Here is a 14,713-nt window from a genome sequence, read left to right as displayed (position 1 = left end):
ATCATCGCAATTAATTGTATTCTAAATATAAATACTGCCTGTAACTAACGGAATATAATATCCGTCCTATATTATGGTTTCCTGATTCGTGGCTTGTCCGGTTTTGGGATTGAATAAAAAAACACTTAACCACAAAATTATCTTACAATGAGTAGAAGCATTATCCGGGTAGAATCGCTGCACAAATCTTATGTGAATGGCAGCAACTCACTACACGTGCTTAAAGGAGTGGACATGGACATCCGCGAAGGCGAAATGGTTAGTATTATGGGATCATCTGGCTCAGGGAAATCCACCTTACTCAACATTTTAGGCATTCTCGACAATTACGACGAAGGTGCCTATTATCTGGACGAGAAGCATATTGGCAAAATGAATGAGACCAAAGCTGCCCGTTTCCGAAACCGCTACATCGGCTTTATCTTTCAGTCGTTTAACTTGATCTCTTTTAAAAATGCGATGGAGAACGTGGCGTTGCCGCTCTATTATCAGGGTGTTAACCGCAAAAAACGAAACCTCATTGCATTAGACTATCTCGAGCGGCTTGGCCTTAGAGAATGGGCTCACCACTTGCCATCAGAGTTGTCTGGCGGACAAAAACAGCGGGTAGCCATTGCCCGGGCACTGATTTCAAACCCAAAAGTGATTTTGGCCGATGAACCTACCGGTGCGCTCGATTCGCAAACATCTCTCGAAGTAATGGAGATATTGAAGGAGGTTAACGAATCCGGCATATCCATCATTATTGTAACCCACGAAAACGATATTGCTGCCCGAACTCAACGAATTATTCGTCTGAGAGACGGACTTATCGAGTCCAACGAGGTTAACCATGCTTTTGAGCTGGAATCAGTCAAAGTGAATTAGTTTGGCCATGATGCGTCGTAAATGCGACAATAGGCTCAACTCATCTCTAACCACCAACCAACAATACCCATGTTTGATTATTTGGAAGAAATACTGACCACTCTGAAACAAAATAAGCTTAGGGCTGTGATGACAGGTTTCAGTGTGGCATGGGGGATATTCATGTTGATTATCCTTCTTGGCAGCGGCAAGGGTTTGCAGAATGGCATGGAGTTTAACTTCCGTTCCATAGCTAAAAATGCCATACAAATTTGGCCGGGACAAACCGGCGAAACGTTCGAAGGCCTGAAAAAAGGCCGGCGCATTCAGTTCACCAACGAGGATTACGAACTGCTCAAGCGCGAATTGAAAGGTATCAGTAACATTACTGGTCGTCTCTATTTGTGGCAGGATGTGGCCATAACCTATAAAAATGAGTACAGCAATTATACCGTAACCTGTGTGATGCCCGATTTTTTGAATATCAGGCTCCTAAACATTGTTAACGGGCGGTTTATCAACTACAACGATATTAATGAAACCCGCAAAGTAATTGTTTTGTCTAAATCTATTATTGACAATCTTTTTAAAGATGAAGACCCAATTGGCAAATATGTTAAGGTAGGAGGCATATTTTTTCAGGTGATTGGTGTGCTTGAAGACCCCACCAACAAGGATTCAAAGGATGCCATATTGCCAATTACAACAGGGCAGGGCGTATTCAATGGCGCCAATCGCATCAGCAATCTGGCCCTTACTACCGAATCAACCAGTGTGGAAGAGAACAAGCAAATAGAAGCAGAAATACGATCCTTTCTAGCTAAACGACATCGTTTTGCCGAGTCTGACACCAGGGCGTTGAATGTATGGAATACTTTGGAAGATTTTCAGCGGGCTCAAGGTGTGTTTGGTGGTATTCGTCTGTTTGTATGGATTGTTGGTATCATGACCATCATTGCCGGAATTGTTGGCGTGAGCAACATCATGATAATTCTCGTGAAGGAACGCACAAAGGAGATTGGCATTCGAAAAGCCATAGGCGCATCGCCATTTAGTGTTATTCAGCTTGTTTTATTCGAATCCCTTTTTATCACGGCGGTGGCTGGTTTTGTAGGATTACTTTTGGGCATGGGGCTGTTACACATCGCTACAATGGTATTGGCTAATATCGCAGAGGGAAATGAGATGATTCGATATGTGTTTTATAATCCCTCGGCCGATTTTGGTGTGGCCATCTCGGCCGCGGTCGTACTTGTAATTGCCGGGTTAATGGCTGGTTTTATCCCGGCTCGTAAGGCTGCGGCCATCAAGCCCATCGAAGCATTGCACGATGAGTAAGATGCGATGCATAAATAAATTTAGGACGCCCGGCCAAATGGATAGTGTGATGTTGGATGGCGAACTTTCTGAAACTACTAACTCTTAATTCTTATTATCGTGTTTGACAGGGACAGGTGGCAGGAAATTTTCAATGCCATAAAACAAAACAAATTGCGAAGTGTGCTTACGGCGTTTGGTGTATTCTGGGGCATCTTCATGCTGGTTACCATGACCGGAGCCGGCAACGGACTCGTGAATGGTGTAACCAGTGGGTTTAAAGATTTTGCCCCAAATAGCGCTTTTGTATGGACCAATCGCACCACAAAACCATACAAAGGGTTCAGACAGGGACGCTATTGGAGTTTTCGCAATGAGGACATTGAAGGCATTCGCCGGGAAATTCCAGAGGTGGAGGTGATTGCTCCCAAACTTCAGGGATGGCGCATCTCCAGCGGCGAAAATGTGATTCGCGGATTGCGAAGCGGCTCTTTCAGGGTTTTTGGCGAAGTGCCCGAATATAACCTTATCGACCCAAATGAGATGATATACGGACGGTTTATTAACCAGATGGACATCCTGCATAACCGAAAGGTGTGTGTGATTGGTGAAAGGGTTTATGAAGTGATGTTTGACCCCGGCGAAGATCCCGTAGGCGAATATCTTAAGGTGTCTGGTGTCTGGTTTCAGGTTATCGGCGTATCACGCTCCAAAAACCCGAACATCAACTTTGGCGCCGACAAGCGTGAATCCGTATTTGTGCCATTCACCACCATGCAGCAAGCCTACAACTATGGAAATGAGGTTCATTTTTTTGGATTCACCGCTCGAAAGGGCGAAAGTGTGGCCAGCACCGCCGAGAAGGTCTCTGCATACCTCAAAGGTCGACACTCTATTGCCCCCGACGATTTGGATGCCATCGGCCATGTAAACATCGAAGAGCAAGTGAAAACCATGAGTTATCTCTTTATTGGAATCAATGTATTGATTTGGATTGTGGGCATAGGAACGCTGATTGCCGGCGCAGTAGGTATTAGTAACATCATGTTGGTTATTGTAAGAGAACGCACCAAAGAGATTGGAATTCAACGTGCCATTGGAGCCAAGCCCTGGACTATTGTGAGCCAGATTCTTACAGAGTCAGTTTTCCTTACCACCCTGGCCGGTTTTATCGGTCTGGCTCTGGGCACGCTGATTCTGTCAGGAGTGGATGTGTTGATTGAGCGCTCCATTGCCGCCAATCCTGACGAGAACGTCTTTTTCATGAACCCGGAAGTGGGTGCCGGCATGGCCATATCAGCTCTCATCATTTTGGTGATTACGGGACTTATCGCTGGTCTTATACCGGCTCAAAAAGCGGTACGCATCAAACCGATTGAAGCTCTCCGGCATGAGTAATATAAACTTAATGGTTATCAGAAAATAATAAACAAAAACAAAAACTATAAAACCCAAATAAAATGAAACGTATTCTCAAAATCTTCGGACTTCTGGTTTTTGCCGCATTGGTGTTATGGGTATTTGTATATCTCTACAAACAATCAAAAGCCGACCCAATAGTGTATGATGTGGAATCACCATTCACTACCACAATTGTTAAAAAGACAGTGGCTACCGGCAGTGTGGTGCCACGTCGTGAAATTGCTATAAAGCCTCAGGAGTCCGGTATAATCCGCGATATTTTCGTGAATCCGGGTGATCGTGTGAAACAAGGTGATTTGATTGCCCGCATCCAGATTATTCCTGAGATGATTGAGGTGAATGCTGCTGAAAACAGGCTGAATAAAGCGCGTCTTGAATTTGAGAACGCGCGTACCGAATTCGAAAGGAAAAAAGAGCTTTTTGAGCAACGTGTGATTGCACGCTCGGAGTTTGAAGCCGAAGAGTTGCGCTTTAAAACCAGAGGCGAAGACCTGAGTGCTGCCGAAAACCACTTGCAGCTGATTCAGGAAGGGGTAACCAAAAAAATGGGTGCTCAAACCAACACACTTATTCGTTCAACAATTGAAGGAATGGTTTTAGATGTACCGGTTAAGGAAGGCAACTCAGTAATCAGAAGCAACGCTTTTAACGATGGAACAACCATTGCCATAGTGGCCGATATGAACGAGATGATTTTTGAAGGTAAGGTGGATGAAACCGAAGTGGGCAAAATAAAGGAAGGCATGCACCTGCTGCTTACCATTGGTGCGCTTGAGTCGGAATCTTTTGATGCATACCTTGAGTATATCTCGCCCAAGGGTGTGGAGGAGAGCGGAGCCATTCAGTTTGAAATCCGTGCCGCTGTGAAGCTTCAGGATAATGTATTCATCAGAGCCGGATACAGTGCAAATGCTGACATTGTGCTCGACCGGCGCGACAGCGTGCTTGTGGTGGCCGAAAAAGTGCTTCAGTTTAGTGGAGACTCCATCTTTGTAGAGGTGGAAACCGCTCCCCAGACTTTTGTGAAACGGCAGGTTAAAACAGGTCTTTCCGATGGTATTAACATAGAAGTTGTGGATGGTTTGAACAGTGAGGAGAAAGTGAAAGTACCGAAAATATAGCGCCTTTTTTGTTGGCTGTTTCAGGGGTTATCCTACACAAACTCTCTCTGCTTCCTTGATAAAGGATAACCCCTTTTTTCTCATCTTTGACACTTTTGCAATATTGATGGTGAATGTGTCAGGAACCCAGAAAATGTAAAGTGTCATGATACATGCCGGGTTCATGTTACCCCATGTGTCCATTAAAAACAAACTATAACAGATGAAACGCGCCATATAGTATGCTTCTAAGTACATGGTAATGACTAAATGGCGAGTTCCATCTAACAAATAAAATTCAAATTATAGACAGATGAAATCAATTATAACCATTGTTTTGTCGTTGTTTCTGTTTGCCGGAGTCAGTGCCCGTGACAACGGTGTCTGGAGCCTCGAACAGTGCATTGAGCATGCCAGACAGCACAATCTCGTGATAAAGCAGCGCTCTCTAAATGCACAATACTCCGAAAACCAATATCAGCAGAAAAAATTGAATCTCTATCCCAGCGTGAACGGCTCCAGCAGTTTTACCACCAATATGGGACGGGTTCGCAACGATGTGAATTACGAGATTATTGATGTTACCACCCGGGTTTTTAATCTTGGTGCTTCTGCCTCTGTGCCGGTTTTTGAGGGGTTTACCCGTCGTAACAGCATTGAACAGGGGCTGGTTGACTGGGAAGCGGCTTTAAAAGAGGTTGAAAAAACCGAGAATGACATTGCGCTGAACATCACAGCACTCTATATGCAAATACTGTTTGATAAAGAGCTCCTGGCAGCCGGGCGTCATCAGCTCGAGCTGGTGAATATGCAGGTTGATCGGTCTGAGAAACTTGTGCGTGCCGGTAGTCTGCCCGAAGGCAATCTTCTTGAGATGCGGGCTCTTGCTGCCCGTGAGCTTTCAAATGTAACGCGACTTGAAAACAATCTCACGCTCTCACTTCTCGATTTGGCGCAGGCTCTTGATTTGGAAGATGCTGAAGGGTTTGATATTGTTACGCCTGAAATTCCCGAAATCTCGGGTTCTGAATTGGTTGCCGTTAGCTCTGTTTACGATTATGCTGTGAATACGCTGCCACAAATATCCCTGGCACAGCTTAGACTCGAAAGCAGTGAGATGGATGTTAAAATCGCCAAGGGTTATCTCTATCCGCGTGTGTCGTTAACGGCCGGATTGGGAACCAATGTCTCAAAATATAAGCAGGAGCCAAATTTCGATTTTGAACGCAAGTTTAGAGACAACGCTTTCAGATACTATGGCGTGAATGTTACAATACCAATTTTTAATGGTTTACAGGCTCGTATGGGAATTAAAAATGCCTCGCTTGGTGTTATGAATGCGCAGCATGAACTGAATCGCCAAAAGCAGGTGTTGCGTAAAGAGATTCAACAGGCTGTGGCCGATGCCGAAGCGGCTTTCCGGCAGTATATGGCCGGGCAGTCGGCTGTGGCATCCTACGAAGAGTCGTTCCGATATACCGAGCAGCGCTTTAATGTTGGGTTGCTGAACTCTGTGGATTATAACGTATCAAAAACAGAATACATGAAAGCGGAGTCTGATTTTATTCAGGCTAAGTACGCCTACCTTCTGCGGCTAAAGATTCTTGATTTTTACCAGGGCAGACCGCTTGTTTTGTAATACATCAATCATAAATACTGGTTAAGAATGGATAAGCCCGGCAACTGAACTTGCCGGGCTTATTTGTTTGCAGACATATTCCGTTGCAACTGTTTTCTTGCGAAGAGGCAACAATATTGTCTTCAAAAAATCGGTATTACTCTCTCCATTTGTATTTTAACTCCCTTAGATTTTTACGCTTTACGCTGTTTTCAAAACCCCCAATTAAAAAATGGATGGTTATTGGGAAACCTGAGAAATCAATCACGTCTGTCAGGGTATAATCAACCAGATTGTATTTCACCTTTAATCCAAGGTAGAACGATTGATTCAGGTAATAGCGGTATCCCATCCCCAGATTAAAATTGTATGAATTGGCCGATGCCGATTTCAGGTTGTTGTCATCATCGGCCTCGAGTACCGTAAATCCATCAAAAGCAATGCCGCCGGTAATTTGCATCTCATGTTTTCTGTTCACATAAACGTCGCGTCCCACATCAACACCTATGTATCCGCCAAAAAAGTAGTCGGTGAGTTCCGGACCAGCATCAGACTTGGGTCTTTTGGCATAAAATTCGTTTGGTGAGTTGATAAATTTCAGAGCCATTGTCAGGTCATAATTCATTTTTTCTTTTTTGTAGCCCATCTGAAATCCAAGTTCAGGATGCACACCGAGCTTGCTCAAGGCGACGGTCGGAATCCATACACCGGTTATCCAGGCCATGTGAAATTCGGGCGAGTTAAGGTTTTTTGCCACAACTTCATGATACTGGGATGCAAGTGCCGACTCTTTGTATTCTTCTGCTTGCAGATTGGCGAAAACATCTTCATTTCCACCATAAAAATCACATAGCAGATATTCAATGGTGCCCACTTCAAAGTTTCGCTTTAGCTCCTTTGCTGCTCTAATGGTGAAGTTGTCAAACTCTTGACCTACCGGCACAAAACCAAAGTATGGCTTGTAATTATCATAGGCAAAATAACTCTGTTCGCGCATCATCTCAAGCCGGTTAAGGTAGTTAAAGACAAAGTAAAGGGCGTTATCGGTAAGTAAAGAGTCCTGAAACTGGTTGTTCTTTAGCGCAAGAAGAATATAGGCTCTATGAATGGGTTCGCGCATACCGCATCTTGAGCGCCAATAAGTTAGTAACTGAGCAGCCGAATCGGTATTGTGTGCCAGAAATAGCTCTTCAAATAGGAGGGAACTGTTGAGCGATATGTCAGAGCACTCAATTTGTGGCCTTGCCGCCAGATGGTCAAAGTCCTGAGCGCTTACTTTCGTAACCAGAAGTATGGTAAGAAATAGAAACAGGTGCTTCATTAGCCCGATTTGAATCTGATTTAATCGAACGGGTTTGTCCGGTTTAAATTGGTTTAAAAACGCGAACTGGTTAAAGGTTAGGTTCATAACTATTGCGGTTTTGGTTGTTTATGATATCGCGAATAAAGTGAAAATTGTTGAAGATACCGTCAGGTTTTAAACTCTTTTGATAAGAAAATCTGACTTCTGTGAGATAAAGTCTCTCAGTTGTTTTTTGTATAGGCGTATCAGGAGTAATGAGGTTGATATATCACTTTATAAATTTTAATTTTGTCGCACATCAATTCCGATTTTCATGTCGCTAATTCTTTGTATCGAAACATCAACAAGTGTCTGCTCCGTTGCTTTATCAAAGGATGGTGCTACAATAGCGTCAATGCGCGAAGATTCGCCCAACTCTCATAGTACGCTACTCACGGTTCTCATTCAACGCCTGATGGAGACTTCAGGATATGCAATGTCTCAGTTAAATGCTGTAGCAGTGAGTGGCGGGCCGGGTTCCTACACCGGATTGCGTATAGGTGTTTCAGTAGCCAAGGGAATATGTTTTGCATTGGGAATCCCCCTCATTGCCATTCCCTCATTGGAAGTTATGGCCTTGGGTGTTAACATGGAGACGCTCCCGCAGGAGGTTGAGTTGCTTTGCCCGATGATGGATGCACGTCGTATGGAAGTTTATACAGCGCTTTTCGATACAGATATGAATCCCATTACAAATACCTGTGCCGAGATAATCGACGAACACAGTTATCAGCATTTGCTCGAGGATAAAAAGATTGCATTTTTTGGAAATGGGGCAGGTAAATGCATGGAGACAATGCGCCATAGCAATATTGTTTATATCGACAACATTGTACCACTTGCATCGCAGATGGATAAAATAGCCTTTAAATATTTCCTCGAAGCTAAGTTTGAAAACGTGGCCTACTTCGAGCCATTCTATCTTAAAGAATTTGTTGCTACCACCCCCAAAAATAAAATTATTTAATTGTTTTATGATGTCGTAACTATCTGAAAAATAGGGGCAAGGGGCATTGTCGAATCCTTTTGTTGCATCTTTGAAACAAGAAAGGCGCATAATTTGTATAACGATTTATAACAACTACTACCGGTGATTCAAAAGAGAATCGATTAAACAGTTTAGGCTCTATAAATGTTATCTGTTTGGTTTGGGAATAGGGCCAATCCTGCGTAGTTGAGTGATGAAGCTGTTTTGGCTTAATACCCACTAAAATCTGAATTATGAAGCGAGTGTTCAAACAATATGGTTTTGCCCTGGCTGTTGTTATGGCTTTTATCCCTGTTATAACAGCTCAATCAACCAAACCGGTGTCGCGTATGGCTTACGGTCCTGGTGAGGAGTTGCATTATGTGATGAATTATGGTTTTATTACCGGCGGTCGTGGGGTGTTATCCGTAAGGGACACTGTCCTCAATGGCAAAAAGCTTCATCATCTTGTAGGTTCAGCACACACTGTTGGACTGGCCGATAGGGTCTTTAAAATCAGAAACGTGTACGAAAGTTTTGTGGATCCAAAGACCGATTATCCGGTAAAATCTATCCGAAACATTTCAGAGGGGCGCTACCGCTATTACAACGAGGTTCTTTTTAACCATGGCCCCGATTCTACATTTATCAACAGCCAGCGTTCAGGGCAAAAATATGTTAAGGCAGATATATACGATATTGTTGCAGCGTTTTATCTGGCACGCAAAAAATACTTCAACGACAATATGAAGGAGGGTGAGGTGATTGAGATAATGACCTACTTTTCGGATGAGGAGTTTCCATTACGAATACGTTACCGTGGCATTGAAACCATAAACACCAAGTTTGGTCGTTTGGAGTGTTATAAGTTTTCACCGGTTACCGAGGTTGGGCGCGCCTTTAAAACCGAAGACGACATGCACGTATGGATTACCCGTGATGCCAATCGCATTCCCATACGAATCCGGTTTAATCTGGTGGTGGGCTCTTTCACCTGTGACCTAGAAGAGTTCCGTGGCCTGCGAAATCCTTTTTCGAGCTTAGTGCCTAAGTGAGTGTCGTAATAATCTTTTTTTAACCAATTGTTACGATTTATTCGATTATTCTCATCGAATAAAAACATAGCTAAGCACCCGCTCAATTTTAATCTCTTCAGGCGTAACCCGGGCCTGAACCGGAAATATCTCAACACCATTTTCAGCTGCTTGTTTGAGGGCGGTAGCATATTGCGGATCAATGTCGGCAGCGGGGGCAAAGGTTGTCACATCCATACGTTGAATCACATACACCATTACAGCTCTGTAGCCCTCTTTTTTCAGCCGGATGAGCGTGTGCAAATGCTTTAGCCCACGTTCGGTTCGGGCATCGGGGAATGTGGCAAAATCACCATCCTTTAGCGTTACATTTTTTACTTCGATGGCGCATTGCTCATAATCGTTCTCCGCAAGAATATCAAGGCGACTCTCATCAAATTTCACTTCGCGGGTGACTCTGGTGTAGTTGTCAAGACCTGGTATTTCCTTGTTCCGAATGGCTTCAAATACCAGTTTGTTGGGGTTGGAGGTGTTAATTCCTACCCAGTTGCCGTTGATGCGTATCATTTCCCACGTGAAACGTGTTTTGCGTTTTGGATCGTTTACAGGCGTAAGGAATACTTCTGCACCATCTTCCAGACAACTCTTCATGCTGCCGCTATTGGTGCAGTGTGCCGTAACTGTTTCGCCAGTGTCCAGAACTACATCAGCCAAAAAACGTTTATATCGTTTGATGAGGCGCCCGCGCACCAATGGGGTGTCAAACTTCATATCTAATTTTCCTTATTTACCTATGGCGCGGTTCAACTTCCCCGAAACGAGGCCTTCCTCATCGGCTTCTGTGCTTTTGAAACCAATGGATTCAAACTGGCGACTTATTTCAGGCATCTTGGTTTTGAGTAGTGACACTTGATACTGAGGCACTTCAATTCTGGCTTTTTCGCCAAAATAGCGCACTCTGGCATCAATAAAACCGTATGACGAAACAATTTCCTCTGCTTTTTCTACCAGTGATAGTTTTTCAACTGTGATGAGTTCACCGTAAGGAAAGCGGCTGCTAAGGCACGGACTGGCTGGTTTGTCCCAAACTTTAAGCCCGGCTGCTTTGGCTAAGGCGCGAATATCCTCCTTGGTCATGCCACACTCAGCCAGAGGACTGTATGAATGGTATTTTTCTGCTGCTTTAAGTCCCGGGCGGTAGTCTCCAAAATCACTTTTATTGTTTCCGTTAAGAAGGATGAAATCAGGGTAATGTTGATTACGATACTCGCCCATTTCAGTGTAAAGTGAGCTTTTGCACCAGAAACAACGGTCTTCGGGGTTTTGACGGTAATTGGGGTCGTTTATCTCACCGGGGTGGATGATGGCATACTGGATGTCATTCTCCTCACAAAATGCGATGGCAGTTTGCAAATCACGGCGTTTAAGGCTCGGGGAGTCTCCAATAATGGCGATGGCCCGCTCCTTTGGAAGTGATTGTCGGGCAGCCCAGGCAACCAGACATGAATCTACACCTCCCGAGAGAGCTGTTAAGGTGCCTTTTTGTTTCGAGAACCACTCCTTGAGTAAATCAAAATGTTTGTTCATAGTAATGCTTTATCTGCTAAAACTTAAAGCCTCATTTAAAGGGTAATAGTAGATGTAAAAAGCACCCTTTTCGACTATATTATACTGCTTTGGCCGACATGATGCGCGTCATCTGTTTTCGCAATTTACCATCTTTGTCATGGTTATAACAGACGGCTGTCTTACATCAATCATTACGGCTAAGTTAGCAATATTTCCTCTACATCTTTAACCAGCAATCAGGTAGAAAGGTTGTCGCTTCTGATTTTAAAGTGGTTATTGACATGTTAACGCTTTGTTATCGGCAAGGCTTTACTTATTTTTGCACCAAAATTTTACTTTCCATGAAGTGTAGGGAAAAATGTGGGGCTTGCTGTATCGTTATCTCCATCTCGTCGCCCATACCTGGGATGCCAAATGGCAAACCTGCCGGTGTACGGTGCATTCATCTGACCGATGACATTCGGTGCGCCATCTTTAATTCACCCGATCGCCCAAGGGTGTGCGACGGGTTTAAGGCCGAACCGCTTATCTGCGGCAACTCTACAGAGGAGGCTTTTGCCATTCTTGCCGAGCTCGAAGGCAACTAAACTCTTAATATGCCAGATGCATGAAGCAGTGATTCGTGCAGCATAACATGATGTGCTATTGTTGAAGATTCAGAGTCTTCTTTGATAGCCCATAATTATCACTAATAAGCTAACCAGAATAATTGATGCTTGAACAGATATTGAACCCTTTGAATGTGGGTTGGGGTGTTTGGTTTGCCACGTTGGGTTGTGCCTTTATCAATGGGTTGTCAAAAAGTGGACTTAAGGGCATTGGGATGGTTTCCATTCCCATACTGGCTTACTTGTATGGTGGGATGGCTTCGGCTGGTATTTTATTGCCTTTTTTGGTGTTTGGCGATTTTTTTGCTTTGCGCTACTACCGTAAAAGTACCAAATGGAGTCATGTGCGCAGGCTGTTACCCTGGTCGTTGGCGGGCATCCTTTTAGCGGTTTTAGTTGGCAAACTCATCAGCGATGCGCTGTTCCGCAATATAATGGCCATTGCAGTTCTGGCCTGCTTGCTTTTGGTGATTGTTTTTGACTTGAGTGGCCGAAAGCCCGATTTTTCCAAGTCGGGTTTTCTCTCTGGTTTTACTGGTTTCTCAGGAGGTTTTGCTACAATGATTGGCAACGCGGCGGGTCCAATTTTCGATCTTTACCTTCTTTCAATGCGTTTGCCCAAGAACAGCTTTTTGGGTACGGGTGCCATTTTTTTTCTGGTACTCAATCTTATTAAGGTGCCGCTTCACTTTTTTATATGGGAATCTATCACTCTTCAAACGCTTCAAATGAATTTTGTGATGATTCCGGCAGTGTTTTTTGGCGCCATGACAGGCCGAAAAATAGTGAGTTACATACCTGAAATGGGCTTCCGTTATTTTGTGGTGGTGGTCATTGCGTTGTCGGCGGTGCTATTGCTCATACGGTAGCCAATAAAAAAGAGCTGCCGGTAATAGGGCAGCTCTTAAAACGTTATCACAATGTAAATCAAACTGTCAGAATCTCTTTCTCTTTCTTCTCCAGCAGTTCATCTACCAGCTTGGTGTATTTATCCGTTAGTTTCTGAACCTGATCCTGGCCATCTTTTTCCATATCCTCCGGCAGACCATCTTTTTTCAGCTTTTTAAACTCTTCGTTGGTATCCCTTCTAATATTTCGTATCACGATTCGGGTATCTTCACCCATTTTTCGCACTTGCTTTACCAGGTCTTTACGTCGTTCCTCGGTAAGAGGCGGCACATTGATACGGATTATGTCGCCGTTGTTATCGGGATTCATGCCCAGGTTTGCAGCCATAATGGCTTTTTCAATAATGGGGATGAGGTTTTTTTCCCATGGCTGAATTGCGATGGTGCGCGGATCCGGCGTGTTGATACTGGCAACCTGCGTAATCGGCGTCATTGTGCCATAATAATCAACCATGACCGATTCCAGCATCTTGGGATTGGCTTTTCCAGCTCTTACTTTCCCAATTTCCTGATCCAGGTGGTTTACTGCTTTGCCCATCTTTTCAGCGGCATCTTCCAGTACTATTTTTACATCTTCTTCCATGATAGAATGTTCTGTTGAAATGATTAAACCGCCACAAAAATAGAAAAAATCAGATTGGGTACCATTAGAAAAAACTCATCCCGATGAGAGAAATGTCATCGAAAATGGCACGGCGGTCGATGTGTTTGTTTATGAAGGCTTTAATCTCTTCAATGTTTTTTTCGATGGGATTGGCGTTGGAGATGATTTTTTCTACCGACATCAGTCCGGAGGTGATTTTATTGCCACGCTCCAGCTCCACCAAGCCATCGGTAAATGCCAGAAATTTGGAGTTTTTCGAAATGGATATTCGACCTACCTCAATAACCGGAATCACATCCAGCATCCCTAGGCCTATGCAACCCTTATCGAGCGAAATAAGATGTCCTTTTTTAGGCTCAAAGAGGAAAGGGGGCAAATGCCCGGCGTTCACGTAAGTGAGTTTTCGGGATGAGATGTTGTATTTCCCGATAAACATGGTGATGAATTTCTCGTTGTTGGCACTTTCATTCACCCGCCGGTTTAGTTGGTGAACCAGTTTTCGTAAACTCACACGCGATGTAAATGCCGAGCGCAACACAGCCTGAAAGTTGGACATCAGCAAGGCAGCAGCAATACCTTTCCCAGATACATCGGCCACGCAGAATCCAATGGTATTGCGCGATAGTTTCACGAAGTCGTAGTAATCGCCACCAACGCCCTGGTGTGGCAAATAGATTGTGTGGATGGAAAGCCGCCGGTGTTTGGGCAGCGCATCGGGGCCGGGAATGAGTTGGTTCTGAATGCGTGAGGCTAGTTCCAACTCTTTTTTCATTGCCTGTTGCTCCAGAAGGGCATCCTGCATCCGTTTGTTTTCGATAAAAACAATGATGAGGTTTGATATAATCTGGATTAATTTCAGGTGTTTGATGGTCGGACTTATGCCTTGATGCTCTTCGTCCACGTCGCCAATCAGAACGTATCCGATGGCTTTAAACCGATGAAACAATGGTATGATGGCATCAAACCCCACCAAATTCTCGGGCGGGGATAGGGTGATGTTTTCGATGCCACTGTAAACAAGTAAATCTCGTTCTACATCAATTTTTGCAACCTCTTCGGGAGTAACTCCTGATATGAGCAGGTTTCGCCAAATGCCATCTGAGCAGGTATAGACCAATACTTTACCTACGTCGAGCTCTTCGCGCAGGAGTATTTCAAACTCCGACAACAAATCATCAATGCTGTGATCTTCATTGATGGTTTGCGCCAAATCCAGCAGAATGTTGAGCCGGTCTTTATAGAGTTTGATGCGTTTTTTCTTGGTCTGTGTAATCATCTTCGTGAAATTGCCCATTCAGCTACCGACTAAATTTACAAAAAAAATGATGTAGTCAAATAGTGTTTTATTAGAATGATGGCTGAATGTTCATAACTTTTG

14 protein-coding genes are annotated in these 14,713 nt (G+C 44.0%); 9 read left to right on the top strand and 5 right to left on the bottom strand.

The annotated features are described in order from the left end of the window. Positions 1 to 147: 147 nt before the first annotated feature. The 5 genes from ALKIM_RS0108355 to ALKIM_RS0108330 all read left to right on the top strand — a co-directional run bounded on the left by ALKIM_RS0108355 (position 148) and on the right by ALKIM_RS0108330 (position 6,324). Positions 148 to 867 (top strand): ABC transporter ATP-binding protein, encoded by a 720-nt coding sequence (locus tag ALKIM_RS0108355; protein WP_044117829.1) that lies wholly within the window; start codon positions 148 to 150, stop codon positions 865 to 867. 69 nt (positions 868 to 936) lie between these two features. Further along, positions 937 to 2,184 (top strand): ABC transporter permease, encoded by a 1,248-nt coding sequence (locus tag ALKIM_RS0108350; protein WP_026474237.1) that lies wholly within the window; start codon positions 937 to 939, stop codon positions 2,182 to 2,184. Positions 2,185 to 2,283: 99 nt separating this feature from the next. Then, positions 2,284 to 3,561, top strand: coding sequence for an ABC transporter permease (locus ALKIM_RS0108345; RefSeq protein ID WP_026474236.1), 1,278 nt, complete (start codon positions 2,284 to 2,286; stop codon positions 3,559 to 3,561). A 62-nt stretch (positions 3,562 to 3,623) separates the two neighbouring features. Beyond that, a complete protein-coding gene (locus tag ALKIM_RS0108340) occupies positions 3,624 to 4,706 on the top strand; it encodes an efflux RND transporter periplasmic adaptor subunit (protein WP_026474235.1) in 1,083 nt (360 codons plus the stop codon). A gap of 292 nt (positions 4,707 to 4,998) precedes the next feature. Then, the gene (locus tag ALKIM_RS0108330) at positions 4,999 to 6,324 is read left to right on the top strand and encodes a TolC family protein (protein WP_026474233.1); all 1,326 of its coding nucleotides are present in this window, start codon (positions 4,999 to 5,001) and stop codon (positions 6,322 to 6,324) included. A 136-nt stretch (positions 6,325 to 6,460) separates the two neighbouring features. Here ALKIM_RS0108330 and ALKIM_RS0108325 read toward each other — a convergent pair whose 3' ends face one another. Beyond that, positions 6,461 to 7,624, bottom strand: a complete 1,164-nt coding sequence (locus ALKIM_RS0108325) for a hypothetical protein (RefSeq protein WP_157363858.1) — start codon at positions 7,622 to 7,624, stop codon at positions 6,461 to 6,463. Between the two features lie 295 nt (positions 7,625 to 7,919). Here ALKIM_RS0108325 and tsaB point away from each other — a divergent pair, with 295 nt between their 5' ends. Together tsaB and ALKIM_RS18045 are read left to right on the top strand one after the other, a co-directional pair. Continuing rightward, positions 7,920 to 8,612, top strand: a complete 693-nt coding sequence (gene tsaB, locus ALKIM_RS0108320) for a tRNA (adenosine(37)-N6)-threonylcarbamoyltransferase complex dimerization subunit type 1 TsaB (RefSeq protein WP_026474231.1) — start codon at positions 7,920 to 7,922, stop codon at positions 8,610 to 8,612. A 254-nt stretch (positions 8,613 to 8,866) separates the two neighbouring features. Next, positions 8,867 to 9,667, top strand: a complete 801-nt coding sequence (locus ALKIM_RS18045; RefSeq protein ID WP_052345490.1) for a DUF3108 domain-containing protein — start codon at positions 8,867 to 8,869, stop codon at positions 9,665 to 9,667. 51 nt (positions 9,668 to 9,718) lie between these two features. On the opposite strand, the gene sfsA is transcribed toward ALKIM_RS18045, so the two are convergent. Then, positions 9,719 to 10,417, bottom strand: coding sequence for a DNA/RNA nuclease SfsA (gene sfsA, locus ALKIM_RS0108310; protein WP_026474230.1), 699 nt, complete (start codon positions 10,415 to 10,417; stop codon positions 9,719 to 9,721). A 12-nt stretch (positions 10,418 to 10,429) separates the two neighbouring features. Then, on the bottom strand, positions 10,430 to 11,233 hold the full coding sequence (larE, locus tag ALKIM_RS0108305; protein WP_026474229.1) for an ATP-dependent sacrificial sulfur transferase LarE: 804 nt from the start codon (positions 11,231 to 11,233) through the stop codon (positions 10,430 to 10,432). 323 nt (positions 11,234 to 11,556) lie between these two features. Here larE and ALKIM_RS0108300 point away from each other — a divergent pair, with 323 nt between their 5' ends. Together ALKIM_RS0108300 and ALKIM_RS0108295 are read left to right on the top strand one after the other, a co-directional pair. Then, entirely contained in the window at positions 11,557 to 11,802 is a 246-nt protein-coding gene (locus ALKIM_RS0108300) for a YkgJ family cysteine cluster protein (protein WP_084555842.1), read from the top strand. Positions 11,803 to 11,927: 125 nt separating this feature from the next. Next, positions 11,928 to 12,692, top strand: coding sequence for a sulfite exporter TauE/SafE family protein (locus tag ALKIM_RS0108295; RefSeq protein WP_235714398.1), 765 nt, complete (start codon positions 11,928 to 11,930; stop codon positions 12,690 to 12,692). Between the two features lie 58 nt (positions 12,693 to 12,750). On the opposite strand, the gene frr is transcribed toward ALKIM_RS0108295, so the two are convergent. Together frr and ALKIM_RS0108285 are read right to left on the bottom strand one after the other, a co-directional pair. Next, complete coding sequence (gene frr / locus ALKIM_RS0108290; RefSeq protein ID WP_026474226.1) at positions 12,751 to 13,314, bottom strand: ribosome recycling factor; 564 nt, start codon at positions 13,312 to 13,314, stop codon at positions 12,751 to 12,753. A gap of 64 nt (positions 13,315 to 13,378) precedes the next feature. After that, positions 13,379 to 14,611: a PP2C family protein-serine/threonine phosphatase gene (locus tag ALKIM_RS0108285; protein ID WP_026474225.1), complete on the bottom strand. Its 1,233-nt coding sequence runs from the start codon at positions 14,609 to 14,611 to the stop codon at positions 13,379 to 13,381. Between the last annotated feature and the right edge of the window lie 102 nt (positions 14,612 to 14,713).

It is taken from the genome of Alkaliflexus imshenetskii DSM 15055 (assembly GCF_000517065.1).
GTDB classification, from domain to species: domain Bacteria; phylum Bacteroidota; class Bacteroidia; order Bacteroidales; family Marinilabiliaceae; genus Alkaliflexus; species Alkaliflexus imshenetskii.
Note: the sequence above shows the minus strand (reverse complement) of the source record. Positions and strands in the feature narration are given on the sequence as shown.